Source organism: Enterococcus sp. DIV1337a (genome assembly GCF_051712285.1).
Taxonomy (GTDB): domain Bacteria; phylum Bacillota; class Bacilli; order Lactobacillales; family Enterococcaceae; genus Enterococcus; species Enterococcus faecalis.
Map to the genome: position 1 here is coordinate 2,234,215 of NZ_JBIOOP010000001.1, position 12,072 is coordinate 2,246,286.

A 12,072-nucleotide genomic window follows, 5' to 3' on the forward strand; every position below is an offset into this window, starting at 1 on the left:
CAATAAGTGTGCCAACTTTCATTTCCGTTTGAATTAAGCCTTTTCAAAAAGCAATTCATAAATATAGCGCACTTCCAAAGGTGGAATCAACAGATTATAGGACACTTCAATCGGTCGAAACGCCATTTTTATGACAGATACTGCTTCTGGCAACTCTCGGTATGACACTTCATAAGCTGTCGGGTCATATTCTGGATTTAGCAATTGCCGTTCTAACATACAGGCACAATGAATGATAAAACGAAGTAAAATCTTTTCGTTACTTTTTATTTTGGTTTGCAAGCAGATGTCTGAATAAATCTTAGCTAATTCGATCGTAATGGTTGTAGGATTCAAAACCGTTAGTAAGTCTGTAATAGCTTCGATTGATAATCCTTGAATATATTTAGCTGAAACTTTCTTTAGTAACTCTTGGTTTTGTTTTTCTTCTAAATGATGGCCTAATAATTCGAAAACAAGCTGAATGCCACGCTTCGATAGTAAATCTTGTAAAGAAATAAACGGAATATCTGGTACTTCTGTCTTTACGGTACCAATGATGCCAACGATTTTCTCTTCTTTCCGAACAAAAGAATGCAAGCGATCGATGTCTTCCACTTCTCTTTTCTCTAAAGTAATGATGCGTACATTCGTTAGTAATTCATTAGGAAAAGTTTTTAGTAACAACTGTTCAATTTTAATAGCGGTCCCCATACCAGTTAGACAGGAAATAATGAGAACTTTTGCCTCGTTGAAGCGACCTTTACTGCAAATCAAGGCGCGATGATTTTTTTCTTTTAAGACTGGTAATAGATAATCAAACGCCGTCGATTCATAAATCACTTCTCGGGCCACTTCTAGCAATGTTAAGAGATTGATATTGCTAATTAGTAGCACTTCTATTTGAAACGTTTGACTGATAGCATTACCAAAGTAAACCAGGGAACCGATGTCCACCATTAAAATAATTTTTTTATACTGATTTTGCTTTACAATTGTACGGACTTTTTCTAATGTTTCTTCCACTGATTGATTAATCGGCATATCAACTGCACGCATGACAGTTGATGAGAACAGAAGGTTGGTGTACTCAACCATACTGCTGGCCGTCGCGGCACCATGAGCAACGACGATAACGCCACAGTTTTCTTCAACTGAGTGCGCTCTTTTTTTAGCTGTGACTTTACGAATAAATAGATCGAAAAAGAGAATTTCCGTATCAGCAAAAGAAATGCCAAACAACGTTTGTAAAAAGTCCACCATGGTCTTAGCAGCTTGATACTGGGTTACTTTGCCAGAATAGATATTTTTGGTATCTGAATAAAATGTTTCATTCATTTGTGCAGAATAAAAAACAGCAGAATAAAGGTGGACAATTAAAATATTCTGGAAATCCTCTGTCAATTTTTCTTGGATTAGTTGTTCAAAAAAGACAATGGCTTCTTGAATTTTTGGCTGCAATGTTTCGTCAATGGCCTCTAAGGCTAACGGTTCTTGAGCAAAAATATCCATATCATAAAGTTGCTCGACTTTGTTTTGCATGATTGCTAGCGCATCCTCTGTCGAAAGAGTTAATTTTTTCAAATCTGCATATTCTTTCAATAGAAAATTATAAAAACGATCATTTTTCAGACTTTCTGATTTGAGTAACTCTTGACTGCTTAAATAAAAATGGTTGTATTGAATCGTGAGGCCATCGTTAGGTATCCACTCATTAAAAGCCAGCAGACTTTCTACATCAGGTTGCTCTTTGACTGTTCCCTCGTTTGCTTCAATGCAAATAGTTTCCGTTAATTGATCAAACACCTCTAAATAGGCTTGTGCGCTCATAAATTGAATCGCCGCTTTCAATTCGCCAACGTTGGCTTCAAAATGAGTAAACGTTAATTGTTTCAACGCCTCATAACGAATATGGATATTCTTTTGAATCCGTTGACTTTCTTCTAAGAAAAAGGACAAAATCAATTGAATTTTTTCTTTCAAAGAGCGCTCGGCTAAAGCTGGAATGGCTAATGTCACAGGGATCCTTCTTAAAAACGTTTTCAAAAAATGTTGGTTGACTGCTTCGGTTGTTGCAAAAATAAATTTTATCGATACATTCCTTTGTTTTTCGGCTTCACCCATCCGTGTAAAATAACCTTTATCCAAAACTGTAAACAATTTTTCTTGGCCTTCGCTCGTTAATCGATGGACCTCATCTAAAAATAAAAAACCACCATCTGCCAACTCCACTAAGCCTTTTTGGTCATTAACGGCACCAGTGAAACTGCCTTTTTTATAGCCAAATATATGAGAAGTTAATAATTCTGTATTGTTGAAATATTCTGCACAATTAAAATAAATAAACGGGACTTCTTGGTTCATTTTGACTTGATAAAATTGGTGTAATTGTTCTGCAATTAAGGTTTTACCCACCCCAGATTCTCCAGTAAGTAAAATATTCAAGCCATTAGGCGGATATAAAATAGCGGCTTTCAACTTCTTGATGGCGTCTGCTAAGCTCCCATCAAAACCAATTACGTTCGCAAATGGATTCATTTTCAGTAGCTGCTTTTTCTTATGTATCTGTTCTGTTTGTTGATAAATGTCCTCTTGCAGTGAAGCAAGGGAATCGTAGCACGTGCTACTTTTAAAAAAAGGAAACTGTTCCTCTAAGTAGTTTTTATCAAAAAATAACACCGGTCTTGATTTAACTTTAACGACTTGGTCTTTTCTCACTAATTCTGAAAGCTCTTCACTAACAGCGGTTCGGGTATAGCCAGAGGCCTGACTTAATTGCGAAGCCGTTGCAGGTAACAAGGTTTCTTTGCTACTTGGATTTTGTACGTGAAACTGTTTTAACGCTTGATGAATATTATCAATTCTCATAGTCTTTTCCCCATTTCTTTTTTGATCCAAAAGTTAATTTATTATACATTAAAACGGAAGCGGTTTCTTATTTACCCTAAAAAAATCAAGTCTTTAACCAAAAGATTAAAGACTTGATTTTTATTCTCCGTATTGTACAAGTTGTGTATTTTCACAATGAAAGTCCAAGAAATCTTGGATTTTTTTACCATTGAAGTAGTTATCAATGACTCGCATGACCGCATTGTGGCAAACAAATAGGTAAGTTTCCTCTGAAGCCAAGGCTGCCTCAATCAAAGGATAAATTCGGCCCGCGACATCTAGGACTGATTCCCCTTCCGGAAACGGCAAGGAAATCTCAGAACGATTTTCTTGGAAAGCCGTTGTTTCAATCGGTTCACCATCATAAATGCCAAAATCCATCTCAATTAAACGAGGTTCTGTTTCAATCGTCAACTGATTTCGTTCCGCAATTTTACGGGCTGTTTCTTGCGCTCGTTTTAAAGGAGACGCCAGTAAACGGTCGATTTGAATTCCTTGTTTGGCAATTTTTTCAGCCACCAACTCCGCTTGTTGGTAGCCTTTTTCGGTCAATTGCGCTTCCGCATGACCACAAATTCTACGGGCCACATTATAATCTGTTTCACCATGTCTCACTACGTACAGCATTTTTCCACCTCAGTTTTTTTGTCTTGTGTCTATTTTATCCGAAATTTGGTCACAATAACACCCTATTTAGCGGTAACTTTCTGGTAATTTAAATTTGCCTTCTTGCTCAAACTGTTCGCCTACTTGGAATAAGAGATCTTCACGTCCACGAGCAGCCAGCAATTGAATACCTAAGGGTAACCCCGTTGCCGTAACATGTGTGGGCAAGCTGATGGCTGGTTGTCCTGTCAGGTTCGCTAATTGAGTATAAGGTGTTAGCTGTAAACTTTTATCAAAATAATCGTAGATTAATTCAGCTAGCTCTGCTTCTGTTAATTCTGCTGCTTGCTCCATTCGTTGACGAATGTGCTCACTTTGCAAATCTTCGTTAATTTTTGGTGCTGAAAAAGCCGTTGTTGGTGATAAAAACAGATCAAATTTTTGGAAAAGTTCTTCCATCGTCACTGCGGCTTGATCCCACAATTGTAATGAATGAACATAGGTGGCTGCTGGAATCTTTTGCCCAAATTGATGCATGGTCCATGAAAAAGGTTCGATTTCTTCTTTGCGAATTGGGCGCCCGAGCCCCTGTTGAATGCTGTTCATCATCGCTGTAGTTTCTGCGCCGTTCATTTGATAATAGGAGCGAATCAGCGCTGCGCCATCGACTGGATAAGGAATCTCAATGATTTCATGACCAGCGGCTGCCAGAAAATCAGCCGCTTGTTTCGCCGCTTGGGTTGCTTCTGGCGAAATCAGTGAGCCGATAGGCGAAGCGGTGCACAGAGCAATTTTTAACCGCTGTTTTTTAGGGTGTGTTTGCCATTCTGTTAAAGGCGCTTGGTAGGGGGCACCACTGTGGCTACCACGTAAACCATAAAATAACGCTTTGGTGTCTCTCATAGAAATAGTCAACGCAAAGTCAATCGAGGCACCTTGCCAGCCTCGCCAGCCTTCTGGGCCGACAGGCATAGAGCCACGGCTGGGTTTTAAGCCAATTAAGCCACTAAAAGAGGCGGGAATTCGGATAGAGCCACCGCCATCGCTAGCACCGGCTATAGGAACAATCCCGCTAGCGACAACTGCGGCGGCGCCGCCACTGGAACCGCCTGGCGAATGTTCCAGGTTCCAAGGATTGCGGGCTGGCCCGTAAAGCGCAGGGTCCGTAATATTTTTAAAGCCAAACTCTGGGGCGTTGGTTTGTCCTAAGGGCATCAAACCAATCGTTTCTGCTTGTTTAACAAAGTTAGAGGTCGTTGTCGCAGTACTATTTTTAAAAAGTTGCGAGCCGGCCGTTGCTGACCACCCCGCTTTTTCTTGGCCTAACATTTTCAAAGGAAATGGCAAACCAGCAAATAGTGTGTCCTGCTGTTTATTTTTTTGATAAGTTACTTCTGCTTCTTGGCTGTCAAAAGTTACAAAGCCATTGATCTGAGGATTTAACTTTTGGACTTTTTTCTCAATATCCTTTAAGAGTTCTGTGCTACTTATTTTCTGTTCTTTTAATTGTTGTACCCAATATAGTCCGTCTTTCATACAGACCCACCTCCTATACTATTCAGTGTTAGTATAGCATGGTTTTTAGTGGGTATCCTTTGAGGATGATTTTCATTCGTCAAATGCTTCTCTATTTTAAGCAAATAATTCGCCAATGTAAGGAAGCAACTGCGGATGTAGTTTGTAGCCTTTATACCGCGTATTTTGGATACCTTGTTTTTTAAAGCCCCCTGCTTGAATTTTTTTATTTAATTTTGTCAGTTGTTTGGTCATTTTTTTTCGATTAGTGGCTGTTTCTTCTGTGTCATAGATTAATTTACAAAGGCGCTCCATTGGTAAGTGTTCTTTTGGCGTACTGTACAAGATAGCCAGTAGTGCACGTTCTGTGGCTGTTAGCTTTATTCCCTCTACATCTAACTTTTCATCTTCTCGTTGGCTGGGTTTATTTAATTCTACCAAGAGGAGATTTTCTCTTAAAGTATCCAAGGTCGCATCCAGTCGTAGCCAATTGAGAACGCCATATTGATAACTAATGCTCAATTCTTCTGAGGTAGGAATGTCTTCCGAGCGAAGAAACAACGGCGCTTTAACTCTGGCTAATTCCTTTAGATATAAATATTGTTCTTTGCGAGGAATCGTTTCGCTGAGAATGATTGCATCAAATTTTCGATAAAACAAATGACTTTCCTTAATTTCACCAATCAGACACGTCGTACAAAAAACTTGGTGATTTAAATGCTGTAAGCGATTTTGAAAAGCACTTTCTGATAAGACATTTTTTGTGATGACCATTATTTTCATTCTTGATTCCTCCTTAATTCCTGTTTCAGTTCAAAAATTTCTCAATTTTCGTGTTTTGATTTGATATATTTAGTATACTGGAAATTTTTCGAATTAAAATTTAGAAATTCACAATCAAATCAACCATTAACAGTGATTCCTCTAATCCCAGATTTATAAAGGCTTTCCGATAGTCTTATTTAAAAAATGTTTGTTATTTAATCCTCAACGTGCTATTTTTTCAATTTTTTTCTTTTTTATTTAGCTAACAAACGTCAAAAGGTTAGTAGCTAATATCAACCTTTTGACGTTTGTTAGCTATTTCCTCTTGAAATCTTTGGATTTTTTTCTACTTTTACTAAAAAAAACAGCCAAAAAATGGCTGTTTCTTGCTGTTTATACTTATTTCATAATATCGATCAAGTCTTTTTTCGAAGCTGCCGAAGCAGGAAAATAGCTAAATACAACCCCGATAAAGACAGAAATCCCGATGGCTAATGAAACGGTCATTAAATCTGGACGAACAGAAAATGGTAGTGCCATTGAGGCTAAGTAGGCAATAATCATCCCTAAAAGATAACCAGTAATTCCGCCGATTAAGGTCAAGGCAATCCCTTCTGTTAAGAATTGCTTTTTAATATCACTGGCTGTCCCGCCCAATGCACGTCGGATACCAATTTCCTTAATACGTTCTGAGACCGAAATATACATCATATTCATAACGCCAACTCCAGCAATTACTAGTGAAATAGCCGCAATTGCCGAAATAAACAAGGTTAAATTATTTAATAAAGAGCCCATTTCTTTAATGGTATCTTTAACATTATATTCTTGGTACGTCCCGCTGTTTTTCATAGTGCCTTGTTGAGAGAGAGTTTTTATTGTTTCTTTCAATACTTGATCTGGTTGGTAGCCAGGTGCTACTGTTAGCTTTAACGTAGATGTATCTTTTAGCTTACCGAAATAATGTTCATAGGTCTTTTTGGGAAAATAAAGCAATGAGTTATCATTGCTTGGGCCAATTGGTCCACTCGTATTGGTTGTCACGCCAACAATGGTAAAAAGTTGATCTTTATATGGAAAAGTTCGATTAACTGCTGCAGTCGGGTCTTGGTAGAGTTCTTTGGCAACCAGTTCATCCACCACAACTGTTTTATCTAATTTTGCATTGTCTCCATCATTCAGTTGGCGTCCCACCAACAATTCTTTAGTGGTTTTGGCGGCAAGTTCATAGGTTACGGAAAGATTTTTCGGCCCTGCTTGAAAATTCAGTGTGCCTTTTGGGGCGCCATCAACTTCTCTTTGATCAAAATCAATTTTTTCTACGCCAGGAACCATGCGCACGATCCCTAAATCATTGTCGGTAAACATTGCTTGGTCACTAAACATATCTGAAGTGTTGTAGGCCGAAAAAGATATCTTTTTCACATTTTCTTTTTGTTTTTCAGCGGATAATTTATCGACCATGTCTTCTTTAAAGCCGTTACCGATAGCCACGATGGTAATCACCGAAGCAATCCCGATGACGATCCCTAGCATCGTTAACAAGCTGCGTCGCTTATTTTTCAAAATGGAACGGAAGGCGGTTTTCCAAATAATTGAACGTTTCATGTCAGCACCTCCTCTAAAATCTTTCCATCACGAACTTTAATCAAACGATTGCAGTATTCAATTGTTTCTTCATCATGTGTCACTAAAATAATGGTGACTCCTTCATTGTTTAATTGTTGAAATAACGTTAAAATTTCTTCCGATGTTTTACTATCTAAAGCCCCAGTTGGTTCATCTGCAATAATAAAACTTGGCCGATTGACAATCGCACGCGCAATGGCCACACGTTGTTGTTGTCCTCCCGAAAGTTGTTTTGGATGCTTCTTGCCTTTATCTGGCAAGCCGACTTTTGTCAGAACTTCGTGGACACGATTTTTGGCTTCTTTTGGGGTTAAACCACTATATAAAAGAGGTAATTCAATGTTTTCTTCAACTGTTAGTGTTTCAATTAAACTAAAATTCTGAAAGACAAAGCCGACTGCTTTATTTCTAATTCGGGATAGCTCCTTATCAGAAAAGTCGCCAATTTCACGGTCTTCAAATAAATACGTTCCTTCAAACTTTTTATCAATAAAGCCTAGCAAATTAATCAAAGTCGATTTACCAGAACCCGAAGGCCCCATAATCGCTAAAAATTCTCCAGCATCTACTTGGAGATTAATATCATCTAACACATGCAGTGTTTCTTCTTCGGAATAATAATATTTATGAATATGGGCTAGCTTAATCATTGGCAGCTACCTGAACATCTTGATTATCTTTTAATTCTTTATTGGGATTGGCAATCACTTGGTCTTTCCAGTTCAAGCCACTTTTGACAACTTTACGACCTAAATTTGCTTCTGTTTCAATCGGTGTTTTTTTCGCTTTGCCCGCTTTGTAAACATAGACAAATTCTTTTCCGCCTTCTTTTTGAATTGCTGCTGTTGGTATAATCATTTGCTTTTGCGGCACAGCGATGCTGGTGGACAAGCCTTCTGCCCAAGGAAAATCACCTTCTACTGTAAATTGATAACTCACTACGGGATTGCCTTCATTTTTAGCTATGGGGGTTTGCGCGATAGAAACGATTTTGCCTGGCGCTGATTTACCTGAACCAACGGTCGTCACTGTCACTTCTTCCCCTGTCTGTAATTTATCGTAATCATACTCGGTTACTTTTCCTTGAATATTTTTCTTTTGTGTCGCAATTTTAATGACTGGTTTGTCGGTACTACTCATAGCACTAGCATCAACAGTGACTTGGCCATCAATTGGTGCTGTGACGACCGTGTTAATTTTGCCACGTGTTTGTTCAAGCGTGGTTGCTGCTCCAGCGGCATCACTGTTGGCTAACTGCAGAGCTTGATTAGCTTGGGCGACTTCACTATTCGCAGCACTAACGGCTTCATTCAATTGCTGAATTTCGGCATTTAGCGTTACTTTCTCTTCAGCCTCTTTTGCGGTGTTCAATTTTTGCTTGGCTGCAGCAACTTTGTTTAAGGCTTCATTGTATTTTTGAGTAGCTAAGTTAACGTTCTCTTGTGCTTGTTGGACTTGAAGATTGTTCCGATTAACGGCATTTGCTTGCTCTGTTTCTGTGGCTTGGATTTCTGAGTTATTATACGTTAACAATGGACTATCTTTCTTGACTTCTTTACCATTTTCAACATTTATTTCGGCAATTTTTCCTAAAGAAGGATCAAAGAAAATATCCCGAGTATCTAGAAAACTCACTTGACCATCTAATTTTAATGAGGCCATTTCTGTAATGGTATAAGTTGTATATTCAGGTTCAACTTCTTTTGAAGAAAAAACTGTTTTTGCTCCGATAAATCCGACGACGACCACTGCGGCACCAATACCGAACCACACTTTTTTATTTCGCTTCTTCTGGCCTGACTTTTTCATTTATTTGTTCCTCCTTGATTTCTGTTGACGAGTTTGTCATTTTATTTAGTATATAATGAATAAAAAAACCGGTCCCTTCATCTTCCTATCATTCCTCTTACAGTTTTGACACATCTTCATCTAACAAAAAACGTTTATCCTGCGTAAAAGGATAAACGTTTTTTGTTATTTTATTGTTCTAATTGACCCAACCAGCCAGATGTACCACCTAGAACGTTGGTTACTTGATATCCTTGTTGACTGAGAAACGCACAAGCTTGTTCGGAGCGCGACCCCATTTGACAAATCAGATAATAGGGTTGCTTTTTATCTAATTGCTGATAATTTTCAGTTAAAGTACTTAAAGGTAAATTAATGGCATTAGGTACATGCCCCAATTGGTATTCCATTTCTTCTCGTACATCAATAATCAGTAATTTTTTTTGTTTTGCTTCCTGATAAAATTCAGGCATGCCAATCGTGTTATACATTTTCTAGTTCCTCCGGTCTTACCATTCTATATAGCGCAAACGCACCATCTAAATTTTTGGCTGTGATGCCCGCTTGTTTTAGCATCCGTTCTGCAATATAACTACGCAAACCGCTGTGACAACTAACAATGTACTCCGTTGACTTGTCTAATTCCTCCAAACGTTCTCTTAACTCATTTAAAGGAATAGACACAGCATTTTTAAATTGACCATTGGCTCGTTCGGCGGGATTACGGACATCTAATAAAACAGCTCCATTAGCTAATTTGTTGGATAACTCATACCATTGAACGTTTTCACTCAATCCTTCTACAAGGTTCATCGCTGCATAGCCTAACATGTTCACAGGATCTTTCGCTGAACCAAACGGCGGAGCATAGGTAAACTCTAATTCAGGCAGATCAAAAATAGTTAACTGGCCTTTAATAGCGGTCGCAAGAATATCAATCCGCTTATCTACGCCCTTTGCCCCAATTCCTTGTGCGCCATAAATTTCCCCTGTCGTAGGATGGAAAACTAATTTTAACTGAAGATCTGTTGTGCCAGGATAATACCCTGCATGGTCTTTTCCACTGATATGCACAACAGCTGTTGTTAGTCCAGCAGCTTTAGCAGCCCGTTCGCTTAAACCAGTTGAAGCGGCGGTTAAATCAAAGACTCGCACAATGGCGGTCCCAATGCTCCCTTGATTTTTTCTCTCTAACCCAGCAAGCACATCTGCTACTTGACGTCCTTGGCGATTAGCGGGAGAAGCTAAAGAAATCAGCGCATCTTCTTGAGTGATTTGTTGTTTCACTACAATAGCATCCCCAACCGCATAAATATCGGGTTGATTCGTTTGATAGTGTTCATCAACAATAATGCCGCCACGTAAACCAGTTGCTACACCTGCTTCAACTGCTATGGTATTTTCTGGTTGGACCCCCACCGACAAAATGGTTAAATCAGAAGTTAATGTCTGACCATCTTCTAAGCGAATCACTTGTCCCGCCTTTTCAAAAGCAACCGCAGATTGTCCCGTAATTACTTGAACATTGTTTTTGCTTAATTCAGCTTTGACAAAAGCGGCCATTTCTTCGTCTAATGGCGGTAAAACATGGGGTGCCTTTTCCACGAGAGTGACTTCTAATCCGCGTTTTTGTAAGTTTTCTGCCATTTCCAAGCCAATGAAGCCTGCGCCAATCACGACGGCTCGTTTTGTTTCTGGCGTCAGGGCTGTCATAATTTGATCTAAATCAGGAACATTTCTTAATGAAAAAACATTTTTGGCTTCTGCCAATCCTGTAATTGGTGGCACAAAAGGTTTCGCCCCTGGTGATAAAATTAATTTGTCATAGTGTTCTGTTAAAATTTCTGTTTCATGTTTCACTGTGATCACTTTTTCTATTGGATCAATCGCCACGACTTCATGGTGAGGACGAACATCTAAATTAAACCGGGCCTTTAGCGCTTCGGGTGTTTGAACAAGCAGTTGCTCTCTTTCCGCGATTTCGCCAGAAACGTAGTAAGGCAAACCACAGTTAGCAAAAGAAACAAAAGGGCCTTTTTCCATGACAACAATTTCAGCATCTTCCATTAAACGACGTAAACGTGTCGCTGCTGACATGCCACCCGCCACGCCTCCGATAATTACAATTTTCATTTATTTTCCTCCTTTAATTTGACCAGACCATTGAGACATCCCACCACGAACGTTAATCACGTGATAGTTTTTTCTCGCTAAAATTTTGGCCGCATTTTTGCTGCGCATGCCGGACTGGCAAATCACATAGACCTCATTAACGGGTTTGTTATAGGCGGGGATTTGGTTAAGCGGGACATTAATCGCTTGTGGAATATGCCCTGCGCGGTATTCGCTAGGTGTCCGGACATCTAACAAGGTTATCTCTTTAGATAAACGTGACTGCAATTCCTTTGTTGAAATACTTGGAACTTTCTTAAATAATTGAAATAACATCTTTTTCTCCCTCTCTTATATACCTTATGGGGTATATTTAACATGAAAAAGTTAGACTTGTCAACTGAAGAGCTTTCTGCCATTTTTAGATTCAAAGAAAAGATAGTTGACAAAAATACCTCGTGTAGGTATATTTTAAACCAATCACTACTCTTAAGGAGGGGCAAAATGACTGAAGAAAAAAAGAAAGTGCTGAATCGTTTGCGCCGCACAGAAGGTCAAATTCGCGGGATTCAAAAAATGATTGATGAAGAAAAAGAATGTATCGATGTTATCACTCAGTTGAGTGCGGTCCGTTCTAGTATTGATCGCGTAATGGGGATGATTGTTGCGGAGAATTTAAAGCATTGTTTTGAAAATCCTGAAAAAGATCCTAAAGAACAAGAAGAGCGATTAGCACAAGCGATTAATATGATTATCAAAAAGTAAAACAACGCAAACTTATTCAGCGAA

The 12,072-nt window shown here is 38.9% G+C and carries 11 protein-coding genes; 1 reads left to right on the plus strand and 10 read right to left on the minus strand.

Features of this window, described 5'->3' with window-relative positions; all coding sequences use genetic code 11:
* Positions 1 to 33 precede the first annotated feature (33 nt).
* The 10 genes from IGL49_RS10610 to IGL49_RS10655 all read right to left on the minus strand — a co-directional run bounded on the left by IGL49_RS10610 (position 34) and on the right by IGL49_RS10655 (position 11,619).
* A complete protein-coding gene (locus IGL49_RS10610; protein ID WP_104854129.1) occupies positions 34 to 2,847 on the minus strand; it encodes a sigma 54-interacting transcriptional regulator in 2,814 nt (937 codons plus the stop codon).
* 120 nt (positions 2,848 to 2,967) lie between these two features.
* Positions 2,968 to 3,495: a histidine phosphatase family protein gene (locus tag IGL49_RS10615; protein WP_104854128.1), complete on the minus strand. Its 528-nt coding sequence runs from the start codon at positions 3,493 to 3,495 to the stop codon at positions 2,968 to 2,970.
* A 66-nt stretch (positions 3,496 to 3,561) separates the two neighbouring features.
* Positions 3,562 to 5,010, minus strand: a complete 1,449-nt coding sequence (locus IGL49_RS10620; protein ID WP_104858175.1) for an amidase — start codon at positions 5,008 to 5,010, stop codon at positions 3,562 to 3,564.
* A 96-nt stretch (positions 5,011 to 5,106) separates the two neighbouring features.
* Positions 5,107 to 5,772 carry a helix-turn-helix domain-containing protein gene (locus IGL49_RS10625; protein WP_104854126.1) on the minus strand — a complete coding sequence of 222 codons (666 nt, stop codon included), beginning with the start codon at positions 5,770 to 5,772 and terminating at the stop codon, positions 5,107 to 5,109.
* 381 nt (positions 5,773 to 6,153) lie between these two features.
* A complete protein-coding gene (locus IGL49_RS10630) occupies positions 6,154 to 7,362 on the minus strand; it encodes an ABC transporter permease (RefSeq protein WP_104854803.1) in 1,209 nt (402 codons plus the stop codon).
* Positions 7,359 to 8,033 carry an ABC transporter ATP-binding protein gene (locus IGL49_RS10635; RefSeq protein ID WP_104854802.1) on the minus strand — a complete coding sequence of 225 codons (675 nt, stop codon included), beginning with the start codon at positions 8,031 to 8,033 and terminating at the stop codon, positions 7,359 to 7,361. The genes IGL49_RS10630 and IGL49_RS10635 overlap by 4 nt, the downstream gene beginning before the upstream one ends.
* Positions 8,026 to 9,192 (minus strand): efflux RND transporter periplasmic adaptor subunit, encoded by a 1,167-nt coding sequence (locus tag IGL49_RS10640; protein WP_104854801.1) that lies wholly within the window; start codon positions 9,190 to 9,192, stop codon positions 8,026 to 8,028. The genes IGL49_RS10635 and IGL49_RS10640 overlap by 8 nt, the downstream gene beginning before the upstream one ends.
* 170 nt (positions 9,193 to 9,362) lie before the next feature.
* Positions 9,363 to 9,662, minus strand: coding sequence for a rhodanese-like domain-containing protein (locus tag IGL49_RS10645; protein WP_104854800.1), 300 nt, complete (start codon positions 9,660 to 9,662; stop codon positions 9,363 to 9,365).
* Positions 9,655 to 11,304: an FAD-dependent oxidoreductase gene (locus IGL49_RS10650; protein WP_104854799.1), complete on the minus strand. Its 1,650-nt coding sequence runs from the start codon at positions 11,302 to 11,304 to the stop codon at positions 9,655 to 9,657. The genes IGL49_RS10645 and IGL49_RS10650 overlap by 8 nt, the downstream gene beginning before the upstream one ends.
* Positions 11,305 to 11,619: a rhodanese-like domain-containing protein gene (locus tag IGL49_RS10655; RefSeq protein WP_104854798.1), complete on the minus strand. Its 315-nt coding sequence runs from the start codon at positions 11,617 to 11,619 to the stop codon at positions 11,305 to 11,307. It abuts the gene before it with no gap.
* A gap of 168 nt (positions 11,620 to 11,787) precedes the next feature.
* Between IGL49_RS10655 and IGL49_RS10660 the strand changes: the two genes are divergently transcribed.
* Positions 11,788 to 12,048, plus strand: a complete 261-nt coding sequence (locus IGL49_RS10660; RefSeq protein WP_104854797.1) for a metal-sensitive transcriptional regulator — start codon at positions 11,788 to 11,790, stop codon at positions 12,046 to 12,048.
* Positions 12,049 to 12,072 lie beyond the last annotated feature (24 nt).